Here is a 24833-nt window from a genome sequence, read left to right on the forward strand (position 1 = left end):
CGGACGGCTGCTCGGCCAGCTTCATCATCCGCGCCACGAGCTTGGACTCGAAATCGCCCGGCACCGGTTGCTCGGGCGTTAGCCAGCTACGTCAGCCGTTCGCCCGATGGGCGTCGGGGCCTTGCCGCCAGCGCGATGCGGCTATACCCTTTCACTATGGTCATAGATAAATGGGTAGGTGGGACCGAGGATCGGGCCTCGCCGATCGCGTTCGCCCTCGACCCTGGTTCGGGGATCCCGACGTACCTGCAACTGGTCCAGCAGGTCGAGCAGTCGCTGCGACTGGGTTATCTCAAGGCCGGTGACCAGTTGCCGAAGGTCCGCGAGGTCGTCGCGGATCTGGCGATCAATCCCAACACCGTTCTGAAGGCCTACCGGGACCTGGAGGGAAAAGGGCTGACCACGGGGCGGCCTGGACAAGGAACCTTCATCCGGGCCGACATCCGGCGGGTCGACCTCGCCGGCCTGACCGGGCTACGAGCGTCTTTGACGTCGTGGTTCGCGGATGCGACCGAGTCCGGTCTCGATCAGGACGGCATCGTGGCCCTCTTCTCGAGCGCGCTGCGGGATTTCGCTGAACGTCGCGGTGCCGTCGACACGGGCGACCGGGACGCACGCCGAGCGGAAGGAGGGGCCGCGTGAACATCATCGAGACGCACGAGCTCACCAAGCGATACCGCGGCGTCACTGCACTGTCCGAGTGCACGTTGCAGATCCCCGGGGGGCAGCTCGTCGCGCTCGTCGGCCCGAACGGCGCGGGCAAGAGCACGCTGCTCAACCTGATCGTCGGACTTGCCACCCCGAGCAGCGGCGACGTCACTGTTCTTGGCGGGTTGCGCGCCGGCTCGCAGGCCGCGCTCGACGGCGTTGCGTTCGTCGCACAGGACACACCGCTCTACCGGAACCTCTCGGCCCAGGACATGATCCACCTGACCCGCAACCTGAACCAAGGGTTCGACGAGACCTATGCATCTCGCCGGCTGCGCGACCTGGACATCGCGCCGGGCCGTCAGACCGGAAAGCTCTCCGGTGGCCAACGAGCCCAGCTCGCCCTGACTCTGGCGCTGGCCAGGCGCCCGCGCCTGCTGGTGCTCGACGAGCCCACCGCCGCCCTCGACCCTCTCGCGCGTCACGACTTCATGGCCACCGTCATGACGGCAATGGCCGACGACGGAGTCTCGGTTCTGCTCTCCTCACACGTCCTTGCCGAGCTCGAACGGGTCACCGACCGTCTCGTGCTGATCTCGCACGGACAGGTACGCATAGACGGCGCCGTCGATGATCTCCTTGGCAGCCACCGCCTGCTCACAGGCCCTACCGCCCACACACCCGGGCCGGGCTGGCAGACCATCCAGGCAGCCGGCGCGGGCGCCCAGCAGCACGTGCTCGCCCGCACCATCCACGGCGCCCCCCCGGCCACGGCCGACTTCGAGTCGCGTCCTGTGACACTCGAAGAGCTCGCCATGGCCTACCTCCGCGAAGGCAGCCAAGCCCCGCAATCCAGCGTGATGGAGTCGATCCGATGAGCACCATCACCCTCGCCGCGGTCCCGTCCGTCACCCCCAAGCCGCTGCCCTGGCATCGGCTCGGCTGGGTGGTGTGGCGCCGGCACCGCGGCACCCTGACCGCAACGCTCGCCGTGCTCGCAGGCGTAACGGTCTACCTAGTCGTCACCGGATTCCGGAGCCGATCGGCCTGGCACACCGTCCAGGCCTGCACCCCGGCGCATTCCCAGGTCTGCGCCTTTGCCTGGAACAACTTCAGCAACGCCAACTCCAATCCAGCCATCCTGAGCGCCCTGTTCCTGTTCGCGCCCCTGCTCATCGGGGCGTTCACCGGCGCACCACTGCTCGGCCGCGAGCTCGAGAGCGGCACATTCCGCTACACCTGGACCCAAGGCGTCGGCCGAACCCGCTGGGCCTACGCCATGATCACCAGCGGCGCGGTCGTCGTCGCCTCACTCGCCGGAGGCCTCGGAGCTCTCATCAGCTGGCACGACCAACCGCTGTGGTCCGCGGACGTGGCCCCTCGACTCGCGGCGATACCCTGGACGGGAGTCGCAGTCATCGGCTGGGCCCTGCTCGCCTACGCCGTCGGCCTGCTGGCCGGGCTCCTGCTGCGACGGGCGCTGCCAGCCCTCGGCACCGCCGTCATAGCGACCTTTGGAGTCGCCTTCGCCGCCTCGAGAGTGCGCTGGCAGTACCTCACGCCGGTCAAGACCAGCAGTCTGGACTACGTTGCCGGATCCCAGACCGTTTCCCAGTGGTGGGAGAAGGCCGGCGCCCACGTCGGCACGGCCGACCTTGACTCCGTCCTGCGAGCGGCCGGATTGCAGCAGATCGACACAGGAAGCCAGTCAGTCTCCCCAGGCGCCATCAGCGACGACCCGATCACCTATCTCCTCCACCATGGCTACACCCAATGGACCAGCTACCAACCCGGCAGCCGCTACTGGGCGATGCAATGGATCGAGTTCGGCTGGCTCGCCGTGCTCGCCGGCACGATCATCGCTGCCACCCTTTTGCTCCTCAAGCATCGTGACGCGTAGCCGATGCGCGGCCTCCGACCTCGCGCGCGCTGGACGCGGGGTTGGGGCCATCCTGGGTGCCAAACGCCGAGAATCCGCGTGCACGAGCGTGTACGCCGCCGGAACACCTGGGCGCCCTGACCTGCGTAGACAGACGCCACCCGTCGGTACCCGCACCCCTTGATCTACCGCGAGGTGAGAAGGTCATCGGGATCGCTCCCGTACGGTAGGAACGTGGTCGACCCCTATTCCGCCCGCCAGCCGACGATCTCTGATGTGGCACGCGTGGCGGGCGTCTCGGTCCCGACAGTGTCGCGTGTTCTGACCGGTGCCACCAAGGTCAGTCCTGAGCGTCACGCGCGGGTTCAGGCGGCGATCGAGGAGCTTGGGTTTCGCCCGAACGGTGCTGCTCGCGCGCTCGCGGGTGGTCGGCAGCCGATGTTGGCCGTCTTCGCCGGGAACACGACTCGCTTCGGTTACGCGACCACCATCCAGGGGATCGAGGAGGCTGCGCGCGCCGAGGGACTCATGGTCGTCATCTCCGTGGTCGAGACCGACGAGGCGGCATCGGTGAAGCAAGCGGTCGACCTCGCCCTGAGTCAGCCCCTCTCGGGCGCGATCGTGCTGGAGTACGACCCTCCGGGTGTCGCCACGCTTGCCGCCATCCCGTCCTGGATGCCCGTGGTCGCGGTGGCCGCGGGCGGGCGGAGCGAGGGCACCATCGCCCACGCGTACATGGACGACTCGCTCGGAGCCCGTCGCGCGACCCAGTACTTGCTCGAGCTGGGGCACGCGACGGTTCATCACGTCGCGATCCCGTCCGCAGGCAAAGAGAGCTCGCGACTGCGCGGTTGGCGAGATGCGCTGCTCGAGGCCGGCGCTCCGGTCCCTCCCGTGGTCCAGGCGGACTGGGACCCGATGTCGGGCTACGAGATCGGGACGACCTTGCTCGCCGACCGCGGCGTCACCGCCGTGCTGTGCGGCAATGATGAGCTCGCCATGGGTCTGATCCGCGCCGCGCAGGATATGGGGCGGCGAGTGCCCGATGACCTCAGCGTCATCGGGTTCGACGACCACCCACTGGGGCAGCTCTGGTCACCCGCGCTGACCACAGTGCGCCAGGACTTCGTCGAGCTTGGCCGGCGCGCGTTCCACCTGCTCGAGCGGGCTCGTTCGGGCGGCGATCAGGCGATCACCTCACGGATCATCCCGGACCTGATCGTCCGACGGTCGTCGGGTCTGGCACCGCGACCGGACCGGATCCCGGCTGTGCACCGCGCCGGTCAGGTCGACGCCTGATCTCTCGTTCGTGCCGCCACGGCGGTCGCCGTGAGGTTCGACGCGCCCCGCGGCAGTCGCGCGCGCGGGGTCTCCATGCGACGACAGGTCACGATTTGATAGCGATATCACAGCAGTTCGTAACGTTTGGCGCGGGGCCTTGCCATTTTCTTTGATCACCGCTTTCATAGGTCTCGACCGACGACGGGCGAGACGATGGGGTCGACGATGACCGACGCAGGCGCAGCGCAGGAGCAGATCCTGACGCTGTGGGACGGTCCTGACGGGATGCACCTGGTGTGCCGCCCCGGGTCGGCGGCGGCCCTCGTCGGCGGGGACCGAGCCACCGAGGGCGACAACGCCCTGATCCAGCGCGCGGTGCAGCCGTTGGTGGAGATCCTCGCCGTGGGCTACGGACGTCATAGCGGGAACATCCGCCACACGGCCACGACGATCGGTGCCTCGCTGCGTGTCGTCGAGATGCTCGACGGGCTTGGCAGCATCGGTCGCGAGGTGGTCGTCGTCCAGTCCGACGCGGTGACCGGACTGCGCGTGCGAGTCGTCCTGCAGGTCGAGGCTCACACGGTGCGGGCACGCACGATCGTCCGCAACGACGGAACCGCTGCGCTGGTGCTGCAGGCGGTGTCGTCCCTCGCCGTCTCCGCCCCGGCCGGGCGCTTCGGCGCCGACGAGGTCGTCTCGATCGAGGGTTACAGCGACTGGCTCGGCGAGAGCCGGTGGACGCGGAGCCGTCTCGACGGCAACGACGGCCTGGTCCGCCTCGACCTGGCGGCTCACCAGCACCAGGACGGACGAGGGGCCCGCATCATCTCCAGCGCGAGCACGTGGTCCTCCGGCTCGCGGATGCCTGCGGGGGTCCTGGCCGAGCAGGAGGACGGGACGGCCCTGGCCTGGCAGGTCGAGCACAACGGGGCCTGGCGCGTCGAGATCGGTGCGCGACTCGACACCGCCGGAACGCCAGTTCTGGCCGTGGTCCTGTTGGGCCCGAACGACACCGACCACGCCTGGCAGCACGCGCTCGCTCCGGGTGAGGAGTTCGAGACCGTGCCTGTCTCTGTGGTCTCGGCGAGCACAGGTTGGCAGGGCGCCATCGCCGCCCTGACCGACCACCGCCGCGCCCTGCGGGGTCCATCCGGGGCCGGTGCGTGGGTGGTCTTCAACGACTACATGAACACGCTCATGGGTGACCCCACGACCGACAAGCTCCTGCCGTTGGTCGACGCCGCCGCCGCCGCCGGAGCCGAGGTGTTCTGCATCGACGCCGGCTGGTACGACGACTCAGGCGACTGGTGGGATTTCGTGGGTGCTTGGGAGCCGTCCGTGAACCGCTTCCCGGGGGGTGGCCTCGCCGTGGTGGTCGACCACATCCGCGAGCGTGGCATGGTCCCTGGACTGTGGCTCGAGCCGGAGGTCGTCGGTGTCCGCAGCCCCGTCTCCAACGAGCTGCCGGACGAGGCGTTCCTGCTGCGTGCCGGACGACGGGTGGTCGAGCACGACCGCTACTTCCTGGACCTACGCCATGAGGCCTCGATCAAGCGCCTCGACGCGGTCGTCGACCGCCTGGTCGACGAGTTCGGCATCGGCTACTTCAAGCTCGACTACAACGTCATCCCCGGCTCGGGTACCGACCATGCCGCAGACAGCGCGGGCGACGGGCTGTTGCAGCACAACCGGGCGCACCTGGCCTGGCTCGACGGGGTGCGTTCGCGCCATCCCGAGGTACTGATCGAGAACTGCGCTTCGGGTGGCATGCGCTCCGACTTCGCGATGCTGTCCCGCACCGACCTGCAGTCGACCTCGGACCAGCAGAACCCGCTGTTGTACCCACCCATCGCCAGCGGCGCGCTCATGTCGATCTCCCCGGAGCAGGCCGCCAACTGGGCCTACCCGCAGCCCGAGATGAGCGACGAGGAGATCATCTTCACCTTGTGCACAGGTCTGTCCGGGCGTTTGTACCTCTCGGGCCACCTCGACGCCATGAACCCCGACCAGCTCGCGTTGGTCCGCGCCGGTGTCGACATTGCGCAACGCGAACGCTCCCACGTCGAACGGTCCGTTCCTGTCTGGCCCCTGGGCCTACCTCGCTGGGATGACCCCTGGGTAGCCAGCGGCCTCAAGTGCGAAGCCAGCACCCTCGTGACCGTGTGGTTCCGCGGCGGCGCTCAACAGTCGATCGTGCTGGACGTGCCGGCCGGCGCCGTGAGCGTCGTCTTCCCGGACAGCAGCGCGCTACCGAGACCAGGGGCCGATTGGTCCCTCACCCGACTCCACGACGGCACCGTCCGCGTCGAGACCTCCACCAGCGAGCCCCAGGCCCGCATCTTGCGCATCACCCCAGCTCACACGGCCTGACAACCGACAGGCCTCCCTCCACCGTCACCGGCACCGAAGCCGGTCACTCCTTGAGGAGATACCCATGAAGATGCGATACCCCGCCCTCGTCGCAGGCGTGCTGGCGATCGGACTCCTGACCGCGGCCTGCTCCGACCCCAGCTCTGGGTCCAGCGACAGCGGCGGGTCGGCGACCGCCGCGGCATGGCCGGCGCAGGACGCGTCGCTGTCCGGCGTCAAGCTGACCATCTGGGCGGCGCAGAACTCGAACACCGTGCCGAAGTCCGTGGTCAGCGCATTCGAGAAGAAGACCGGCGCGACCGTCAACGTCGTGACCATCACCGACCCCTACGAGCAGAGCGTCCAGACGAAGGTCGCCACGGGTGACAAGCCCGACCTCGCGTTCTGGCAGCCGACCGCCTCCCAGCTCGCGGCCATCAACGCCAAGACGAACCTGCAGCCCCTCGATGGCGCGCCGTGGCTCGACAAGATGGAGCCGGCGTTGAAGGACCTCACGGGCATCTTCGACAAGACCCGCTACGCGGCACTGATCAGCACGCCCGCGGTGATCGGCGTCTACTACAACAAGGAGGTCCTTGCGAAGGCGGGGATCACCTCGACGCCGACCAACTGGACCGGACTTCTCCAGGACGCGCAGACACTCAAGACCGCCGGTGTGACCCCGTTCTTCGAGATGGGCGGCAACGCCGGTGCGCCGTGGGCGACGCAGTGGTGGGTTCAGGCGCCGCTCGCCGAGGCCGCCCAGGGCGGCCTGTGGGACAAGGTGAACGCCAACACGACCAAGTTCACGGACGCGCCGATCATCGACGCGATCACCGGGTACAAGAAGATGATCGACGATGGCCTGTTCAACTCCGACATCAAGACCGCGACGTTCGAGGACCAGGGCAAGGCGCTGCTCGCCGGTGACGCCGGCATGGTCATGCAGGTCAACTCCTACTTCAGCCAGCTGCAGTCGCTGGCCAAGACGGACGAGCTGAACCAGAAGATCGGCTTCTTCCCGATCTCGACGGACGGCAACGTCGGGACCTACATCCCCGACCAGTCCAACGCCCTGGTCGCGTTCAAGACGGGCGACGCCAAGCGTGAGGCCGCCTCCCGGCAGCTTCTGAGCTTCTGGCTCGGTGACGGCTACGCCGACTTCGTGAACACGCTGAACACCGTCTCGCTCCAGCCGAGCGTGCCGACCCCGTCCACCGTCCCGGACGCACTCCTGGCGGTCGCCAAGTCCCTGAGCACGTCCGCCGGCTCGATGCAGGCCCTGGCCGTGGCCAACCCCGACCTGTACCTGCGGCTCGGAGACATGATCCAGGGCAGCCTCACCCCGGAACAGGTCGCTCAGCAGACGCAGGACCAGTTCGCCCAGCTCGCCTCCGCGCAGGGCGTCGCCGGCTTCTAGCATCGACTGCCGGGGCCGCCCGCCACGCGGCGAGGCGGCCCCGGCGCACCACGAGGAGCATCCGATGAGCACCCCCACACTGGCCCAGAACGAGGTCGGCACGCCCGCCTCCCGGTCCAGACACGGTCGGCCCGACCGAGCCAACAAGACCCGGCGGGCAGGCACCCACCCCTGGGCCTTCGCCGCACCGGCGTTCCTGTTCCTGGGTGTGTTCTTCTTCTTGCCCACCATCTTCAACTTCGTCTACGCGTTCACGAACTGGTCCAGCTTCAAGTCCGAGATCAACTTCGTCGGCGTCGAGAACTTCACGCGCCTGTTCGAGACGGGCGACATCGTGCGTGCCCTGAAGGTCACGTTGACCTATGCGGTGCTGGTCGCCCTCCTCCAGAATCTGTTCGGGCTCCTACTGGCCCTGCTCCTCGAGGCCGACACCCGCGTGAATAGGTTCGCTCGTGTCATGTTCTTCATCCCCGTGGTCATGTCCGCCCTGGCGGTCGGCTACGTGTTCCAGGCGATCCTCAAGCCCACCGGCGCATTGAACGGCATACTGACCACCCTGCTCGGCCACGACGTCACGATCCCCTGGCTGGGCAGCACGACCTGGACGATCCTGGTCGTCGCCACCATCCATGCCTGGAAGTGGATGGGCTTGTCGATGCTCATCTACCTGGCCGGACTGAAGACCATCAGTGAAGACGTCCTGGAGGCGAGCCGCCTCGACGGGGCCGGCCCGTGGATGACGTTCTGGAAGATCCGGTTCCCCCTGCTAGCGCCGGCCGTGACCTTCAACGTCGCCACCGCACTGCTGGGATCGATGAACGGGTTCGACATCGTCCAGGCCACCACGGCCGGTGGCCCGGCCCGCTCCACCGAGCTTCTGAACATCTTCATCTTTCGCACCTTCGGCCAGGGCTTGTTCGCCCAGGCCACGACCATGAGCCTTGTGCTCTTCCTGGCCGTGATCGCGCTGGCCATCCCGCTCATCACGATGCTGCGCCGCCGAGAGGACGTCCTGTGAGCACCACCGCCGCCACCCGCCCGACCAACCGCTCCCTCGGGGGACGTCGTGGCCCCTGGGCGCGACTGCAGCCGTTCGTCGTCATCCTCGCGGTCGTGCTGCTGGTGGGCATGCCACTGTGGATCATCGTCGTCACCGCCGGCAAGACGCAGGCCGAGGCGCTCAACCCGAACCTCGCCCTGCCGCAGCACTGGCAGCTCTGGCAGAACCTGGCCCAGGTCTGGCACGACGGGCACGTCCCCACCGCGTTCCTCGGTTCGCTGGTCATCATGGTGCCCGCGGTCTTCATCGTCCTGATATTCGGCTCAGCCGCGGCCTGGATCCTGGCCCGGCGCACGTCACGCGTCGTCGCCGTCTTCTACGCCCTGGCGATCTCCGGGATCGTGCTCCCCCCGGCCGTCGTGATGATCGTGCTGCTGCTGCGCCAGCTCCACCTCGCCGGCTCTATCGTCGGTATGGTCGGCGTCTACGTCGGCATGTACCTCTCGACAGTCATCTTCTTCGTCACCGGCTTCGTCCGCACGATTCCGCACGAGCTCGAAGAAGCTGCCCGGGTCGACGGCGCCGGACCGTTGCGCGTCTTCCTCAAGGTGATCCTGCCGCTGCTCGTTCCCGTCCTGAGCACCGCAACGATCCTGATCTGCCTGTACATCTGGAACGACATCTTCTACGCGTTCTTCGTCATCGGCGGACGCGTGCAGACACTCCCGCTCAACCTCTACAACGTCGCATCGGCCGGCCTGTACCTCAACAACTGGCACCTGATCTTCGCCTACGTGATCCTCATGAGCCTGCCGCTCCTGCTCACCTTCATCATCGCCCAGCGCAAGATCATCTCCGGGATCACCTCGGGCGCCGTCAAGTAGGTCGGGGGAGAAGACGGCCATAGGCGGCAACCCACGCAGGGAGCTTGACGCTTTCCCGAACACCGGACCCGCGGATGTAGCAACGTGCTCACAACGTGAAGCAGGCGCGGCCATCGTGGGTGCCATCTGCCGCAAATCGGCGCGCACGACTGGGTACGAACGTGGACGACGTCGACGCCCTGACCTGCGCAGATCGACGCCACTCGACCTCGACCACACCTCTCGATGTACCTCGTAATGAGAAGGTCTGGAGTTCGCCTCCCCAAAGCGGCTCCGAAAAAGTGCCCGCGATCAGCGAATACGCTGTTTGCGGCCCCAGTCTTGCGCGGCTGATTTGCGTGCCGAGGCGCACTGGTAGCCAATGGGGTGCCAGTGCGGGCGTGCCGTCGTCGCTGTTCGGCTACGTCGTGACCCGAGCTGCGTGTGGTTGCTCGCCGGACTGCGCCTTTACCGACGCCGCCAACGCAGCGCGTGGGCCAGCTAGAGCAGAGTGGTCAATTCGAGGTCCGCCGGCTTGGGCGTGAGCCTGACCCGCTTCTCCGGACACCTTGACTGAGGCGATGACCGCTGCGGAGAGGGGACCCTGCACGCCTGCATCACACCCACCGAAGGCGTCGAGATGCCGATGGTTGACGCGAGTCTCAACGACGCCTGAAAAGTGAACCCCCTGGCGACGGGGTCGTTTCCAGCAGTCGACAGCGAGTAAGCGCCGCTGGCAGCAGCCTCAACGGTCGGTGGTCCGCCGTGTCGTTGCGACGGCATCTCTCGGGAACCTGCATGCCGTCGGCGTCCCCAGCGCGATCGCCATCTCCACCCCCTCACCTACCGGCTCGTGACCTTCAACCTCCCACCGATCTGGGGCTCGGCTGCGATGCGGTGGCTGCGTCGCGCGGACTATGAGTGACCGCCCCCCGAACCTGAGGGTGCGCCGTGCCTTGCGCCCGGGCACGGTTGGGGTGCATACCTGGACGGACGAACGTCAGGAGGCGTCGTGGCTCAGGCTGTCGGTGCGGACGAGAGTGAGACCCCGGCGCGGCAGTGGGCGCTCGCGGCCATCGGCGCCCTGGGCCTCGCGGTGGCCGCGGGGCTCGCCGCCTACGCACGGGTCCACCCCGGGGACGGTGCCGCGCTGACGACGCTGGGCTTCAGCGGAATGCTGCAGATGAAGGCGTGGCTGTCGTCCGCGGCCGCTCTCCTGGTCGTGGTCCAGGTGGTCAGCGCACTGGCCATGTGGGGGCGCCTGCCGGGGGTGGCCGCCTCCGCGACGTGGCCCACGCCCGTGCACCGCTGGACGGGCACCGCAGCCTTCCTCCTCACGCTGCCCGTGATGTTCCACTGCGTGTGGTCCCTGGGGTTCGCCACGGCCGACGCCCGCACCGTCGTCCACTCGGTCGCGGGCTGCGCGCTCTACGGGGTCTTCGCCGCGAAGATGCTCGCTCTGCGGCTGCCCTCGCTGCCCCGGGGCACGGTCCCGCTGCTGGGCGGACTGCTCGTGGCCCTGATCCTCGTCGTGTGGTTCACCTCGGCGCTGTGGTTCTTCACACGCTCCGGGTACGCGCTGGTCTGAGAGGGGGACGGCCGTGGACGGACCCGGTCGGCGTGCGGTGCTGGAGGGCACGGGCGTCGTCGTCGCCGCCGGAGTCGTCGGCTTCGTCGGGTATCACGCTCTCGCACCACCGCCCGGCACCGGACCTGTCGCGTACCCGGCCGCGCCCCAGGACCACGCCCGCTCGAGCACCGGCTCCGGGGACGCGCCGCTGGCCGCGCTGTCCGACGTCCCGGACGGAGGCGGTCTGGTGGTCACCGACCAGAAGGTCGTGATCGCGCGCGCCGGCCCGACGGTGCACGCGTTCACGGCCGTCTGCACGCACATGGGCTGCCTCGTGCGGGATGTGCGAGGCGGCGAGATCCACTGCCCGTGCCACGGCAGCGCGTTCGACGCCACGACGGGGGCGGTCGTGCAGGGACCGGCGACCCGACCCCTGGAGGCGGTCGACGTCGTCGTGCGTGACGGGGAGGTGATCAGGACGTGAGACGACGCTTCGCCTACCGGCTGCCCACGTTGCTCTGGCTCGCTGGGACGGGCCTGGTGCTGGGCGCGCTGCTCGCGGGCTTGCGCGGCTGATCGAAGAACACGGTCGGTCCCATCCCGCCGCGTCGGCGCGCGTCCGGCTGGGGCCGCCTCAGATCCGGCCCCCGGAGGCGGACTCTCCCGCGACCTTCTGGCTCAGGTAGATCGGGATGATCGACGCGAGCACCAGCACGGCCGCCACCACGTTGACCACGGGCCCCTGGTTCGGGCGCGAGAGGTTCTGGAAGATCCAGATGGGCAGCGTCGTGACGCCCGGTGGGGCCGTGAACAGGGTGACGACGATCTCGTCGAACGACAGGCCGAACGCCAGGAGCGCCCCCGCGACCAGCGCGCCGCGCAGGAGCGGGAAGGTCACCAGCCGGAAGGTCGTGAACGTGTCGGCCCCGAGGTCCATCGACGCCTCCTCGGCGGTGGTGCCCATCCGCCGCAGTCGCGCCAGGACGTTGTTGTAGACGACCACGATGCAGAACGTCGCGTGCGCGATCACGACGGTCCAGAAGGACAGCTCGAGGCTGAGGAACGTGCGGAAGCCGGTGCGGAAGGCGAGCGCCGTGACGATGCCCGGCAGGGCGATCGGCAGCACGACGAGCAGGGACACCGTGTGCCGGCCGAAGAAGGTGTACCGGCCGAGGGCGAACGCGAGGAGCATGCCGAGCACCAGCGCGACGGACGTGGCGACGATCCCGACCTCGATCGACGTGAGGACGGCCGACCGGACGCTCTTGTTGCCGAACGTGAGCGACCACCAGTGCGTCGTGAACGACTTCGGCGGCCAGGCGAACACGGTGCTGGCGTTGAACGAGTTGATGACGATGACGCCCAGGGGCACGTAGATGAACGCCAGACCGAACGTCATCAGCAGGCCGAAGGTCCAGCGCGCGCGGCGCGAGTTCCTCACAGGTTGTCCAACGCCCCGGTGCGGCGCACCAGCAGCAGGTAGATCACCATGATCACGACGGGGATCAGGGCGATCGCGGCCGCGAACGGCAGGCTGCTGGTGTAGTTCTGGTAGACGATGTTGCCGAGCATCTGGGTGCGCCCGCCGACGATCTGCACGGTGATGTAGTCCCCCAGGCTGAGCGAGAACGTGAACACGGAGCCCGCGACGATCGACGGGTACACCAGCGGGACGACGACGCTGCGCACCGTGCGGGCCGGGCGGGCGCCGAGGTCGCCGGACGCGTCGATCAGGCTGTCGGGCATCCGGTCGAGGCCCGCGTAGACCGGCAGGATCATGTACGGCAGCCACAGGTACGTCAGTGTGAGGATCGTCGCCGCGATGCCGTACCCGGGACCGTCCAGCCCCAACGGCTTCAGCATCCACGCGAGCACGCCCGTGTCGGGCTGGACCATCGCCTGCCAGGCGTAGATCTTCACCAGGTAGGACGCCCACAGCGGCGTCACGACGAGGGCGATCAGCAGCCCGCGCCAGCGCGGCCGGGCCACCTTGGCCATGAAGAACGCCATCGGGAAGCCCAGCAGCGTGCAGAGCACGGTCACCGCCGCAGCGATGCCGACCGTCCGGATCGTCGCGTACCGGTAGGCGGGGTCGGCCAGGACGTCCTGGATGTTCTGCAGCGTGAGGTGGCGGACGACCTCGTTGGTGAACTCGTCGACCGAGAAGAACGCGGTGGCCAGCAGCGCCAGCAGCGCCGAGAGGTAGACGAGGACGAGCCAGGTCGTCGGCAGCGCGAGGAGCCCGACCAGCCGCAGGCGCGGTCGGCGGAAGAGGGCGGCCGAGAGCCGGCGCCCACCCGAGGTGGACGCCGGCCGCTCGGTGGTGCTGATCACGCTGCGCGCCCCCAGATCAGCCGTTCTTGATGCTGCTCCACGCCTTGCCCCACTCCGAGTACGGGATGCACTTGACGTCCGTGCGCCCGTCCAGGCAGTCGGACTGTGGCGTGGACCAGAACCAGATCTTCTTGAAGTAGCCCTCGTCCTGCGCGTGGAACGTGTCGCAGTGCGTCGGGTCGGTGGTGAGTGCGCAGGCCTTGACGTTGGCCGGGGCCTCGCCGAACCACTCCGCGATCTGCGCCTGGACGTCGGGCTTGGTCACCCAGTTCATCCACTGGTACGCGCAGTTCGGGTGCGGCGACTTCGCGTCGACCATCCATGTGTCGGCCCAGCCTGTCGCACCCTCCTTGGGCAGGACGGACTCCACCGGAGAGCTGTCGGCCTTGGCGAGGTTGATGATGATCTGCCAGGTCGAGCCGACCTCGGTGCTGCCGTTCTCGAGCGCCTTCTGCGCGTCTGCGTAGCTGGCCCAGTAGCTGGCGACGTGCGGCTGCTGAGCCGTGAGCAGCGCCACGGCCGCGTCGAACTGCGCCTTGTCGAGGGCGTACGGGTTGGTGATCTTGAGGTCCGGCTGCGTCGACATCAGGTAGACGGCGGCGGCGGCGATCCCGTCGGTCGGGGAGTCGTAGTCGGTGATCTTCCCGGAGTACGGCGACTTGGGGTCGAAGACGACGCTCCACGAGTCGGGCGCCGGGGTCGCCTTGTCCGTGCGGTAGCCGAGCAGCTGGGCGCCCCAGCCGTGCGGCATCCCGTACGCGACGTCACCCACCGAGTTCCAGGCCTGCATCTTCTGGAAGTCGGGCACGTCCGCGTAGTTGGTCAGCAGGGACGTGTTCACCGGCGCGACCTTGCCCGCGTAGATCATCCGCAGCGACGAGTCGCCGGAGGCCGAGACGACGTCGAAGTCGCCCGTGCCCATCTTCTCGAACATGCTGTCGGACGTGTCCGCCACCTGCACGTTCGCCTTGCAGCCTGTGGCGGTCTCGAACGGGGTGACCCAGTCGACCGTAGGGTCGGTGGAGCCGTCCTCCGCGTAGCCGGCCCACGCGAGGATGTTGACCTCGCCCTCGCCGTCACCGAGCGAGCTCAGGGCCTGCATCGGCGGGGGCGTGGCCTTGCCAGATCCGCCGCCGCTCGAACCGCCGCTCGAGCACGCGGCCAGGGCCAGCCCGATCACCGCACCGGCGGCCGCCAGCGTCAGCAGACGTGTGTGCCTCATCGTCGTCTCCTTCGTTCTCGCAGGCTCACGGCAGGGGGGACTCTGCCGCGGTCGTCACCTGGAACTCGTGCTCCCTGCTCCAGACGAGCAGGACGCGCGCACCGCGCATCTCCTGGACGTCCATGGAGGAGGTCTGCTGGTTCTGCTGCAGCGCCACGAGCGTCGCGCCGGCGTCCAGGTCCACCAGGAACCGTGTCGCCGATCCGACGTACACGACCTCGCGGACCGTGCCGACCGCGCCGTGCTGCCCGGGGCCGGGCTGCGCGTCGGCCTGGGCGATCCGGATCTTCTCCGGGCGCACGGACCACGTGCCCTCCCGGCCCAGCACCTGCGTGGCGACCCGGCCGTCCATCAGGTTCGAGGTGCCGACGAAGCCAGCGACGAACGGCGTGGCGGGCTTCTCGTAGACCTCGGCCGGCGACCCGACCTGCTCGATGCGCCCACCCGCGAAGACAGCGATCCGGTCGGACATCGTCAACGCCTCCTCCTGGTCGTGCGTGACGAAGAGGAACGTGATCCCGACCTGGCGCTGGATGGCCTTGAGCTCGACCTGCATCTGCTCGCGCAGCTTGAGGTCCAGCGCGCCGAGCGGCTCGTCCAGGAGCAGCACCCGGGGGCGGTTCACCAGCGCGCGGGCGAGCGCGACGCGCTGCCGCTGCCCGCCCGAGAGCTGCGCGGGCTTGCGGGCTCCGTAACCGCCGAGCTGCACGCTCTCCAGCGCCTCGAGGGCGCGCGCGTTGCGCTCCTTGCGGCCGACCTTCTTGACCCGCAGCCCGTACGCGACGTTGTCCTGCACGGTCATGTGCGGGAAGAGCGCGTAGTCCTGGAAGACTGTGTTCACGTCCCGCTCGAACGGCGCCCGCCGCGTCACGTCGACCCCGGCGAGCTCGACGGTGCCGCCGCTCGGCAGCTCGAAGCCGGCGATCATCCGCAGGACCGTCGTCTTTCCCGAGCCCGACGGGCCGAGCAGCGTCATGAACTCTCCGTCGCGCACGTCGAGGTCCACGCCGTCCACGGCGATGACCTCGCCGAACTCCTTGCGCACGCCGCGCAGGCGTACCGCCGGAGAGACCGTGTCCGCCATCACGCAGCCCCTCTCCGTGGCCGATGACTGCCGCGACGGCCGATATCGGCGTCGTATCGACGGAACCTAGCCGAAATTCGTTGCGAAATGGCGAATCTGCGTTGCGAATCGGTTGCAGTCGTCGTGCGCGGTCCGGCACCGGGCCTTGCCGCCATCGACGACCCGTCGCGTAGGGGGTCGTTCGGGTTCGGGTCGCTGTGCGCCACGCCGATCTCCTGGTGAAGGGCGCTGGGGCTCGTCATCAACGAGCACCCATCGGCGCGACGGCCTCTCCGTGTCGTTGAACGGATCGAGGGCGTCGAGTCCTACATTGCGGAGATGGCAGACATCCTGTTGGGCATCCTCGCGATCTTCGCTGGCGGCGTCATGCTCTTCGCGGGGCAGTTCGTGCTGCGGCTCGTCCTCCCGATCTGGGGGTTCTTTGCCGGGTTCGCCTTCGGCGCAGGGCTGTTCGCTCAGGCCGCCGACCAGAGCTTCCTCGGCACGGCGCTCGGCTGGGTGTCGGGGTTGGTCTTCGCCCTGATCTTCGCAGTGCTCGCCTACCTCTACTACGCGGTCGCCGTGATCCTCGCCATGGCGGCGTTCGGGTACGTGATCGGGGCGGGTCTGGTCGTGGCCCTGGGGATCGACTCGAGCTGGGTGGCGGTTCTTGTGGGTGTGGCCGTCGGCGCGATCTTCGGCATCGTGTCGGTCGTCGGGAACATGCCGATGATCGTGTTCGCGGCGGCCAGCTCCCTCGCGGGGGCTGTCAGTGTGGTCGCCGGCCTGATGCTCCTGGTGGGCTCCCTGAACTCCGCCGATCTGACGGAGGGCAGCTTCGGCAGTGCGGTCGACGCGAGCTGGGGCTGGTACGTGCTGCTGCTGGCGCTGGCTCTGGTCGGATTCGTCGCCCAGACCCGGCAGAGGGTAGCGGCGCGCCGCAGCATCAACGAGGCGTGGTACGCGCAGAGCCACACCGCCTGACCGACGCGTCCCAAGGACGTTCGAGACCTCCGCCTGCTCTGGCCTTTGCCAGCGTCCGTGGCACCTCCCGATGTACGGGAGCGCACCCATGGCCGCACGACGCCTCCCTTCGGCAACGCACGAACGAGGCACCGAACGCCGCTGTCCCTAGGCGCTGACGGTGGGTGGGGCCATCCTGGGTGTCACACACGGCGAATACGCGTGCGCGAGCGTGCGCGCCGCTGGAACGCTCGGACGCCCTGACCTGCACAGACCGACACCCCCCGACCCAGCCCGCACTTCTCGATCTACCTCGTAATGAGAAGGTCAAGAGTTCGACCAGGCGGCTCCGAGTCGAAGGCCCCGTGACCAGCGGAAACGCTGGACCGGGGCCATTGTCATGGGAGCGTGCAACGACCGTCGGGTGCCGCAGCGGGCGCCGATCGGGGGTCCTGGGCTCGATGCCTTCCGGTGCCGGTGTCACCGGATCCTCCATGGCGCAAGACCAGGTCGGCCGGTGTCGGGGGCGAGCTTGATCTTGACCTCGTGAGGCAGGTCAGCGACGGGCCCGGCTTTGCGATGTCCCGAGCCTGGCCGGTGTCCAGGCCTGCCGTCCTGCTTAACTTGGGGTCGTGGCCTTCCCGCAGATTCTGGCCCCGCAGCTGGCTCTGGTCGAGGCAGCGGCACGGGGCGTGATCGACGCGGTCGACGCCGCCCGGCTCGACCGGCGGCCAGAGGAGCCAGAGGCCGGGCTACGGGTCTCCGACGCGCTCGGCCTTGCAGAGGACGCTAGTGAGAATTGGTTCGCGGCCACCTTCTACCTCGAAGCCGCGCTCGATGCGCTGGCGGAGGATCGCACGGACCTCGCTGCGGAGGTTCAGGCCAGCCGCTCGGCGCTGACGCTCCTCCACGCGGCTGTGGCCGGCGAGCTGGCGCTGCTACAACCTCTTGAGGACCTGCCCCTGGATCGGCGGATAAGGGACGTGCCCGACTGGCCCGGCCGATTCCCGCCCGTGTTCGAGGCGGCCGCATTCGGCGCTGGCGGGCTGTTCGAGCTGCTCCGCGGCGGCACCGACGACGACGCGCTGCACGAATCGAACGCGACGTCCTCCGTGGGCCTCGAGGTCGACTCCACGGTCCGTGGCATCGTCTTCGAGTCAGCGCGCAGGGCGAGCGGCGTTCTGGTTGCGGCGGGCTTGGGTCCGCTCGCGCACCTGCTGCCCTTCTCCGAGGCGGTTCGGCTGGCGCTCGAGCCGGTTGCGGGTCAAGCGACGGAGTGGGCCCTCGACAAGCTGTCGGGGCGGATCTCTCGGCTTGTGCGCCGCGCCCTGGCGCGTGCCAGGCGACTGCTCGGGCAACTCGTAGGGAGCAACCGCCAGGGAGTCGTCCGCGTCGCCCGGGAGCTTGTGACCGGCTACGAGGGTGGTGGTCTGCTCGCGCCGGCGCTCTGGCGCTTGTTCGGCGCCCAGTCGGTTCTTGACGAGGGCGTCGCCCAGCTCGGCGCCGCCCCGAAAGCGCAGGTCCCCGCCCGCGCACACCGGCTCCATCGACTCGGCCGATCGAACAAGCGCTGGCTAGCGCCTGTGGCAGTGGTCCAAGAGGGGCTGGGCCCCTTGTGGGCGGTCCCCGTCGTGCCCCCGGTCCCGGCGGCCCCATTGGTGGCGGCCGTGCTCCTCGCGTGGATCCTGGTGACATCCGGCGACCAGCTTGACAGTGCTCACTTCCCGGACGTCTGGAATGGCGTCATCAAGCGCGCCCAAGGTCAGTAGACGCGGTTCGGGCCCGCGCCGGGAGCCTGCCCGGTCTTCTCGGACAGGTGCGGTGTGAAGGCCCCTGAGCTCGTCCGAGGACTAGTGACAGAGCCCGGAGTGGCAGGGACGAGGTGCTGATGCTTCGCTCGGCGCGACAGGCGTCGGCAGGGCCCGTGGAACCTGAGCGCCGGCTCGCGCGCGTGGGTTGCGCCGTCCGGGCGACATTGCCCCGGTCTCGCGGCGGAAGCGGCCGACGAGCGGTCGACGACTCTGTACGCTCCGCTCACGTCAGGTCTCCGAGGCGGTGCCCGCGGTAGCGGCCTGCGGGACTCCGGCGTCGGGCACGGCGGCGTCGCCGTGCGCGCTCCTCCCGTTCCCTCCGGAGACCACGTGCGTATCGTTCGCCCGGCCGTCGCGCTCGCCGTCGTCAGCCTGCTGCTCCCCTTCGCGGCAGGATCGGCCGCTGCGGTCCCCCTCCCCGACCCCAACGCAGTGGACAACTACGTGACGTCGGTGTACGAGGACCTCTTCGACCGCCCGCCGGACTGGACGGGCCTGACGAACTGGACGGCCGCACTGAGAACGGGCACGCCCCGCATCGCGGTCGCCAACGCGATCACGTCGTCGCAGGAGTTCCGGTCCGACCTGATCACCGATGCCTACGCCGCGTACCTGGGTCGTGGACCCGACGCCGGGGGCCTGCAGTCCTGGCTCCGGGCCATGGGCGCTGGCACGACCGTCGAGCAGCTGGACTCCGGGTTCATCGCCTCTGACGAGTACTGGGCGGCCGCCGGCGGGACTTCCGCTGACTGGGTCAGGGCGCTGTACGCGGACGTCCTCGGCCGCAACGCGGGCGACTCGGAAGTCGCCGCCTGGGTGGGTCAGCTCAATGGCGGAGCGACCCGTGCGCAGGTGGCGATGGGCTTCCTGTTGTCGACGGAGTACCTGTCGACGGTCGTCGAAGGCTACTACTGGTGGCTGCTCGGCCGCGGTCTGGATCCGACCGGTCGAAGCGCGTGGGTCTCGGCGATCCAGCAGGGCGCCCGCGACGAGCAGATCATCGGCGGCATCATCGCGTCCGAGGAGTACTGGACCAACGAGGCGTACCGCCCGTCCGTCGGGTACATCATCGTGTCGCCGAGGTCCGACACCACCGTGCCCCTCGGTACCGGGTGGAGCTACACCGTCGAGGCGTACTTGTGGACCGGCGTGCCTATCGGCGACGCCACCGACGAGGCCCACATCACCTGGGACGGTCAGCCGTGCATCGTAGGATTCTGCCAACCCACATCCGTTGGCCCGCACGAGATCCACGCGGAGTACCGCGGCCTGAACGACTGGGCGACGCTGACGGTCGTCCCTGCCGGGTGACGTGCGGTACGTGAGCGCCCGACTCGACCGGCTTGACGTCAGCCCCTGACCTGCGCAGATCGGCGCGGCGCAGCCCCTGGTTGCGCCCCTCGATCTGCCGCACTGGTGGCCAAGCTCAGGCCGCGAGGATGCGCTGCTTCTGTGTCTGGAACTCTTCCTCAGTAAGAATCCCGGTCTCCTTGAGGGAGGCCAGCTCACGCAACTGGGCGAGCACGCGATCCGCTGAACCGTCCGGCGCGGTCGATGGGGAAGGGCCGGGCGCCTGTGGTGGCGGAGGGGCAGCCTGCGTAGGGGGCGCCGCTGCGGCAGCGCTACCCGCTCCGGGCGCAAGCCATGCGGTCGCGGCTCCCGCGACCGTCGCCGTCGCGTCGCCTAGGTTCTGACGCGGGAACGACTCCGGTGGGTGGCCAGCCGCAACCCACTCGTCGTACTTGCGTCGCTGGATCCGATCGTGGACCACGTTCGCGGTCTTGACAGCCACCGCCGCCTTCAATGCCGTCTTGATCAAGCCCATCCCAACCTCCTCAGCACGATTCGGCTCACGTGTTGGTCACACCGGTGATACCCAGTGCGTCGTTGAGGTCGTTGTTGTCGACGCGTCCGCTGCCGAGGAGCCGCGCTCCGCTGTCGACGATCTCGGTCATGATCGGCGAGGCCCACGCGTTCTCGTACACGAGTATTCCTGCGAGGCTCCCTGGACCAATTGCTGCGGCGACTGTCTCGAGGTCCGACTCGTCAAGGATTCCTGAGAACGAGCCCGCCCATGACGAGACATCGACCGGCACCATCTGTGGGACGTCTTCTAAGGCGACACGGCTCACCGTTCCGTCGGGCGACTTGACGACGAACTCGAGGTCCAGGACCGCGATCGTGCCGCGCGCCGCCAGCTCACCCAGCAGGCGAAACCCTGCCCCGGTCATCTTGCCGTCGGGAAACTCCACCGCCAGGAAGTCGATGGGACCAAGCACGTGCGCCTCCCGCGAGAAGCGACCGAAGTCCATCGGCCGGGACTTGGTGGACTCTCGCCGGTGCCGCTTCGATCTCGCCGGCAGTCCAGTCACGAGTGTAGATCGCTTCAACTTTGCCGACGGATTGTCTCGGAGACCCGTTTGACGGGCCCATCTCCCGCACCCCGGTCCGAACGGCGCGGCTCGACGGCGGCGTGCTCCGTCGCTGGTCAGCCCGTCGCGCGGGCCGAATTGCCCGGGCGCGAGTCGGGATGCTCGACAGGCGCAGCAGTTTCTCGATGCACGTCACGGTCGAGTCCGTGCGCCGCGTTGAGCTTGTCGACAAGCGCGGAGAGGTCGGTTCGCTCGGCCGCCGACAGCGGCGCGAGGACCTTGTCCTCGTGGGCCTCGGCAATCCTGCGCAACCGCGCCCCGAGGTCGGCGGCGGCATCGGTGGGATGCAGCTCGTAGTTGCGGCGATCGACCTCGCTGCGCCGGCGAACGACGAGCCCGCGATCTTCCAGGCCGTCGATCAACGCGACGACCCGGCTGGGCTGCGTGCCCAGCCGCGCCGCGAGCTCGCGCTGACTGAGGCCCGGGGACCGCGCGAGGAGCCTCAGCACGCCGGCCTCGGACGGTGTCAGCCCGACGTCGCGGACCGCGTCGGAGAACGAGTCGGAGACGAACGACCCGAGCTGTGCGAGCCCGAAGGCCACGCGAGATCCTGCTTGCCGCGGCGACGCCATGGTTCGAGGATACAGGGCTTGACCGAATGATTCCGCGGTGTAATGGTTACGTTTATGACGCAACTAGCTCCCACTTCCGGGCGCAGCGCTCGGGACTCGCGGGGTGGACCGAACCCCGGCGCCCTGGCCGCGGTCGCCCTCACGCTTGTCGTCGTGGGTCTGGTCGTGGGGGGCGCCATGTCGGGCGGAGCCACGCTCGCCTCGCCCTTCGGGGCGAGCGCGGCAGACGTCGCCGCACGCTACGCCGCTCACGACGAGGCGTTCCGCCTCGCGGCACTGCTCCAGTTCGGCGCTGCCGTGCCGCTCGGCATCTTTGCCGCGACGGTCTACAGCCGACAGCTCCGGCTCGGCATCCGCGTGCCCGGCCCGTCGATCGGGTTCTACGGCGGCGTCTTCGCCGCGGTGTTTCTCGGTCTGTCCGGACTCATCACCTGGACCGCCGCGCAAGCGGGGGTCGCCTCGGATGCGGTTCTGACCCACGCCTTGGCCTATCTCGCGTTCGCGACCGGTGGCGTCGGGTTCGCCGTCGGGCTCGGGCTGCTCGTGGCCGGCGCCGCGGTCCCGGCGCTGGTCCTCCGGCTGGTCCCGCGCTGGCTCGCCTGGACCGGCCTGGTCCTCGCCGCGGTCGGTGAGCTCACCTTCTTCTCGCTCGTGATCACACCGCTGGAACATCTCCTGCCGATCGCACGGTTCGGCGGTCTGATCTGGCTGATTGCCTATGGGTTCCTTCTGCCGCATACCCGCCACGAGGTCGCCCGGGTCACGCCCGCAGTGCGGCCGGCCGCGCACTTGTGACGGCCCCGATGGCTCCCGACACCGGGCTCCGTCCGACTACACCACCGCCGTGCCCGCTGTCGGGGGCGCGGGCTCTCGTCCTTGGTGCGAACGGGTTGATCGGGAACGCGATCGCTCGCCTTCTCGCCGACGCCGGCGCGCGGCTCACTCTCGCGGCGCGCGATGCAGGCGCGCTGGGGCGACTGCATGACGAGCTCGCGGCGTCCGGCACCGACGTCAGTGCGGTGTCCGTCGACGTCCGCGACGACGATGCGGTGCTGGCACTGGTCGCTCGCGCCGCTGGGGATCCGGCGGGGCGAGAGCCCGGCCTCGATGTCGCCATCAACAACGTGGGCACCACGCACGCGCCTGCGCCCCTCGGTGCGCTCCCGCTGGAGGACATCGATCGGGTTCTTGCCGTGAACCTTCGTGGCGTTGCGGTCGCGATGCGTGCGGAGCTGAACGCCCTGACCGACGGAGGCGCGATCGTCAACGTCACCTCGTCCGCAGGGATCTCCGGCGCCCCGGGGATGTCGGCATACGCCGCGGCGAAGCACGGCGTCGTCGGCCTGACCCGCACCGCGGCGATCGACTACGCCCGACGCGGCATCAGGGTCAATGCCGTCGCGCCCGGCCCCATCGCGTCGGGGCCGATCATGGGCCAGCCAGCGACAGTGCGCGATCAGGTCGGAAACTTCATCCCCCTACGCAGGATGGGGACCCCAGAGGACGTCGCCCAGGCCGTGCTCTGGCTCGCCTCACCGGCGGCCGCCTACGTCACCGGGACTGTGCTGGCCGTCGACGGCGGCAAAGGCGCCTAGCCCACGTCGCCATACGGCGCAATCGTGAGCGCGGAAGCACAGGCAGGTCACGGCCCGCCAGTCGGTCGCTGTCCGCGCATCCGGCGACGACTCGGATCCTCGTGAGCCTTGACGACGAACGATCGCGCGACGGCCCGATCGGAGAGCACCTGCCGCGCCTCGCTCAGGCGCGTTGACCCACTTCGGGGTGCCGCTGTCAGGACCGCTCGTAGCGGGCATAGAACGGGTGGTAGGTGTACCGCGCGGCGTCGGCCGGGTCATCGGTGACCCAGTAGCCGACGGCCCCGAAGCGCGCGCCGCCGTTCTGCGACGGGCGCGTCGTGAGGTAGTCGCCGTAGCGCTGGACCGTCTTCGTGCTGCCGTCCCTGAACCACAGGACGAAGTCGCCGAGGATTCCCATGGCGCAGTTCGCGTGGTCGTTCGGTCCGCCCCAGCCGCACAGCAGGCCGACCTCGTCTTTGCTGTTGACGGCGAGGCTGGGGTAGGCGAACGCATAGTCGTCGTTCCAGATCTGCCACTGTGCGACCAGCGTGCGGTTGGCGACGTCGAGCTCCACGATGCGCGTGTGCGCCCGCTTGAACGTCTGTCCCTGTGCGCTGCCCTGCCCGTCGCTCGCCGTCCACGCGACCAAGAGGTTGCCGTTGCGGCGCCGTACGGCCCCCGTCACGGCGAAGCTCATGGACGCCTGCAGCTTCGTCAGCCAGTCGTTACCATCCGGGCCGACGCACGTCAGGGTGCCGTTCGGCCACGTCGCCATCTGGACGGTGAAGGACGAGTACGTCGATCCCGCGTCGGGCATCGTGTAGACCTCGAGCGTTGAGTTGTTCCGGTGGCCGAACCAGATCGCCTGGTCGGTCGACTGCTGGGCGAGGTGGGAAAACATCGCGTTCTTGGCGCGCGTGGGGTCGGTGTACCCGTAGGAGAGCGTGCCGCCCGCTGCAAGGTCCGCCAGCGGGAACCGGACCACCACTCGCCCGTTCGCGGTGCCGAGCATGTCGGTGGCGACATACAGATTGACGTCGGAGAACGACAGGTCCGGGTAGTCCATGTCGGTCGTCGGGAAACCCAGGTCGCCCGCCAGGAAATCCCAGTACGTCCACGCCGTCGGGTCGTTGCGCACCGATCCTGAGGACGCCACGGCGATCCGGAACGCACCTTGCCCGGCTGCGTCCGAGTCGTGCTGCATGAACCACACGAAGCGATCGATCTTCGGCACATATGTCACGACCTGGTCGCAGCAGAAACCGGGGAAGCCGGCGACGGCGGGAAAGACGGTCGTGGGATCGAGCTGCTTCCACGAGGCCCCGTCGTCCACGCTGACATCGATGCCCCAGTTGAACGACATCAACAGGACGCCGCCCTCAGCCTCGGCGCCGCTCATGTCCGCCGCGTTGGTGACGCCCTTGTTCAGCGTGCCGGCCGGGCCGTACGTCGAGAGGACGACGGGCTTGCGATCGTCGGCCGGGTCGTCACCCAGGCGTGCCACGGCCGCTGCGGGGCTCGGGTCCCAGAGCTTGCGGTGCCGCTTGAGGCTCCTGACCGGGACGGCCTCGCGGCCCGCGTTCTCCCGCGAGCGGAACGTGACGGCCGGGTACCGTGCACCCTCGACGTGCTTGGCCTTCTGGCGTCCCTCGATGATCCCGAGCTCGCGCGACTTCATGGTGTCTCCTCGGTGTCTGTCTCGGCGTCCGGCTCTATCGGCGCGACGGTCGGCACCCGCAGTCGGGAGCGCTCGGGACCGTCGTGCCGTTGCGAGTCCGGCGCCGCGCCGGGACCCGGGAGCTTGCTGGTGGTGCGCGCGGGCACTGACCCCGAGCGGATGGGGTGCGCC

General features: G+C 68.9%; 23 protein-coding genes. 15 read left to right on the forward strand and 8 right to left on the reverse strand.

Annotation, left to right across the window (positions count from 1 at the left end; translation table 11 throughout):
• Positions 1-156 precede the first annotated feature (156 nt).
• From ACPPVS_RS01355 to ACPPVS_RS01400, 10 genes are all read left to right on the forward strand, one after another.
• On the forward strand, positions 157-642 hold the full coding sequence (locus tag ACPPVS_RS01355) for a GntR family transcriptional regulator (RefSeq protein ID WP_426594162.1): 486 nt from the start codon (positions 157-159) through the stop codon (positions 640-642).
• On the forward strand, positions 639-1526 hold the full coding sequence (locus ACPPVS_RS01360) for an ABC transporter ATP-binding protein (protein ID WP_426594164.1): 888 nt from the start codon (positions 639-641) through the stop codon (positions 1524-1526). Before ACPPVS_RS01355 ends, ACPPVS_RS01360 begins: the two co-directional genes overlap by 4 nt.
• Entirely contained in the window at positions 1523-2548 is a 1026-nt protein-coding gene (locus tag ACPPVS_RS01365; protein ID WP_426594166.1) for a hypothetical protein, read from the forward strand. The genes ACPPVS_RS01360 and ACPPVS_RS01365 overlap by 4 nt, the downstream gene beginning before the upstream one ends.
• Positions 2549-2761: 213 nt before the next feature.
• The gene (locus tag ACPPVS_RS01370) at positions 2762-3826 is read left to right on the forward strand and encodes a LacI family DNA-binding transcriptional regulator (protein WP_426594168.1); all 1065 of its coding nucleotides are present in this window, start codon (positions 2762-2764) and stop codon (positions 3824-3826) included.
• A 207-nt stretch (positions 3827-4033) separates the two neighbouring features.
• Complete coding sequence (locus tag ACPPVS_RS01375; protein ID WP_426594170.1) at positions 4034-6178, forward strand: glycoside hydrolase family 36 protein; 2145 nt, start codon at positions 4034-4036, stop codon at positions 6176-6178.
• A 64-nt stretch (positions 6179-6242) separates the two neighbouring features.
• Positions 6243-7577, forward strand: coding sequence for an ABC transporter substrate-binding protein (locus ACPPVS_RS01380; protein ID WP_426594171.1), 1335 nt, complete (start codon positions 6243-6245; stop codon positions 7575-7577).
• A gap of 64 nt (positions 7578-7641) precedes the next feature.
• Complete coding sequence (locus ACPPVS_RS01385) at positions 7642-8595, forward strand: carbohydrate ABC transporter permease (RefSeq protein WP_426594172.1); 954 nt, start codon at positions 7642-7644, stop codon at positions 8593-8595.
• Positions 8592-9461 carry a carbohydrate ABC transporter permease gene (locus tag ACPPVS_RS01390; protein WP_426594173.1) on the forward strand — a complete coding sequence of 290 codons (870 nt, stop codon included), beginning with the start codon at positions 8592-8594 and terminating at the stop codon, positions 9459-9461. Before ACPPVS_RS01385 ends, ACPPVS_RS01390 begins: the two co-directional genes overlap by 4 nt.
• A gap of 991 nt (positions 9462-10452) precedes the next feature.
• Positions 10453-11028 carry a DUF6529 family protein gene (locus tag ACPPVS_RS01395; protein WP_426594175.1) on the forward strand — a complete coding sequence of 192 codons (576 nt, stop codon included), beginning with the start codon at positions 10453-10455 and terminating at the stop codon, positions 11026-11028.
• Positions 11029-11041: 13 nt separating this feature from the next.
• Positions 11042-11494: a Rieske (2Fe-2S) protein gene (locus ACPPVS_RS01400; protein WP_426594176.1), complete on the forward strand. Its 453-nt coding sequence runs from the start codon at positions 11042-11044 to the stop codon at positions 11492-11494.
• Between the two features lie 150 nt (positions 11495-11644).
• On the opposite strand, the gene ACPPVS_RS01405 is transcribed toward ACPPVS_RS01400, so the two are convergent.
• The 4 genes from ACPPVS_RS01405 to ACPPVS_RS01420 are packed head-to-tail and all read right to left on the reverse strand — an operon-like array spanning position 11645 to position 15650.
• The gene (locus ACPPVS_RS01405; protein WP_426594177.1) at positions 11645-12451 is read right to left on the reverse strand and encodes an ABC transporter permease; all 807 of its coding nucleotides are present in this window, start codon (positions 12449-12451) and stop codon (positions 11645-11647) included.
• Positions 12448-13344 carry an ABC transporter permease gene (locus tag ACPPVS_RS01410; RefSeq protein WP_426594179.1) on the reverse strand — a complete coding sequence of 299 codons (897 nt, stop codon included), beginning with the start codon at positions 13342-13344 and terminating at the stop codon, positions 12448-12450. Before ACPPVS_RS01410 ends, ACPPVS_RS01405 begins: the two co-directional genes overlap by 4 nt.
• Positions 13345-13360: 16 nt before the next feature.
• The gene (locus ACPPVS_RS01415) at positions 13361-14566 is read right to left on the reverse strand and encodes an extracellular solute-binding protein (protein ID WP_426594180.1); all 1206 of its coding nucleotides are present in this window, start codon (positions 14564-14566) and stop codon (positions 13361-13363) included.
• Positions 14567-14591: 25 nt separating this feature from the next.
• On the reverse strand, positions 14592-15650 hold the full coding sequence (locus tag ACPPVS_RS01420) for an ABC transporter ATP-binding protein (protein ID WP_426594182.1): 1059 nt from the start codon (positions 15648-15650) through the stop codon (positions 14592-14594).
• A 318-nt stretch (positions 15651-15968) separates the two neighbouring features.
• On the opposite strand from ACPPVS_RS01420, the gene ACPPVS_RS01425 reads away from it, so the two are divergent.
• The 3 genes from ACPPVS_RS01425 (at position 15969) to ACPPVS_RS01435 (ending at position 19714) form a co-directional block, all read left to right on the forward strand.
• The gene (locus ACPPVS_RS01425; RefSeq protein ID WP_426594183.1) at positions 15969-16613 is read left to right on the forward strand and encodes a DUF4203 domain-containing protein; all 645 of its coding nucleotides are present in this window, start codon (positions 15969-15971) and stop codon (positions 16611-16613) included.
• Between the two features lie 611 nt (positions 16614-17224).
• Entirely contained in the window at positions 17225-18361 is a 1137-nt protein-coding gene (locus tag ACPPVS_RS01430; RefSeq protein ID WP_426594184.1) for a hypothetical protein, read from the forward strand.
• Positions 18362-18733: 372 nt separating this feature from the next.
• The gene (locus ACPPVS_RS01435) at positions 18734-19714 is read left to right on the forward strand and encodes a DUF4214 domain-containing protein (RefSeq protein ID WP_426594185.1); all 981 of its coding nucleotides are present in this window, start codon (positions 18734-18736) and stop codon (positions 19712-19714) included.
• A 115-nt stretch (positions 19715-19829) separates the two neighbouring features.
• On the opposite strand, the gene ACPPVS_RS01440 is transcribed toward ACPPVS_RS01435, so the two are convergent.
• The 3 genes from ACPPVS_RS01440 to ACPPVS_RS01450 all read right to left on the reverse strand — a co-directional run bounded on the left by ACPPVS_RS01440 (position 19830) and on the right by ACPPVS_RS01450 (position 21407).
• A complete protein-coding gene (locus ACPPVS_RS01440) occupies positions 19830-20228 on the reverse strand; it encodes an SHOCT domain-containing protein (protein ID WP_426594186.1) in 399 nt (132 codons plus the stop codon).
• A 25-nt stretch (positions 20229-20253) separates the two neighbouring features.
• Complete coding sequence (locus tag ACPPVS_RS01445) at positions 20254-20682, reverse strand: DUF6325 family protein (RefSeq protein ID WP_426594187.1); 429 nt, start codon at positions 20680-20682, stop codon at positions 20254-20256.
• Between the two features lie 209 nt (positions 20683-20891).
• Positions 20892-21407: a MarR family winged helix-turn-helix transcriptional regulator gene (locus ACPPVS_RS01450; protein WP_426594188.1), complete on the reverse strand. Its 516-nt coding sequence runs from the start codon at positions 21405-21407 to the stop codon at positions 20892-20894.
• A gap of 153 nt (positions 21408-21560) precedes the next feature.
• Between ACPPVS_RS01450 and ACPPVS_RS01455 the strand changes: the two genes are divergently transcribed.
• Both ACPPVS_RS01455 and ACPPVS_RS01460 read left to right on the forward strand, forming a co-directional pair.
• Positions 21561-22202 (forward strand): hypothetical protein, encoded by a 642-nt coding sequence (locus ACPPVS_RS01455; protein WP_426594189.1) that lies wholly within the window; start codon positions 21561-21563, stop codon positions 22200-22202.
• A gap of 95 nt (positions 22203-22297) precedes the next feature.
• Complete coding sequence (locus ACPPVS_RS01460) at positions 22298-23002, forward strand: SDR family NAD(P)-dependent oxidoreductase (RefSeq protein ID WP_426594190.1); 705 nt, start codon at positions 22298-22300, stop codon at positions 23000-23002.
• A 196-nt stretch (positions 23003-23198) separates the two neighbouring features.
• Here the strand turns inward: ACPPVS_RS01460 and ACPPVS_RS01465 are convergent, their stop codons facing one another.
• Complete coding sequence (locus ACPPVS_RS01465) at positions 23199-24662, reverse strand: hypothetical protein (protein ID WP_426594191.1); 1464 nt, start codon at positions 24660-24662, stop codon at positions 23199-23201.
• Positions 24663-24833: the final 171 nt, after the last annotated feature.

Origin of the sequence: Cellulomonas sp. McL0617, from assembly GCF_049994875.1 — a bacterium.
In the GTDB taxonomy this organism is placed as follows: domain Bacteria; phylum Actinomycetota; class Actinomycetes; order Actinomycetales; family Cellulomonadaceae; genus Cellulomonas.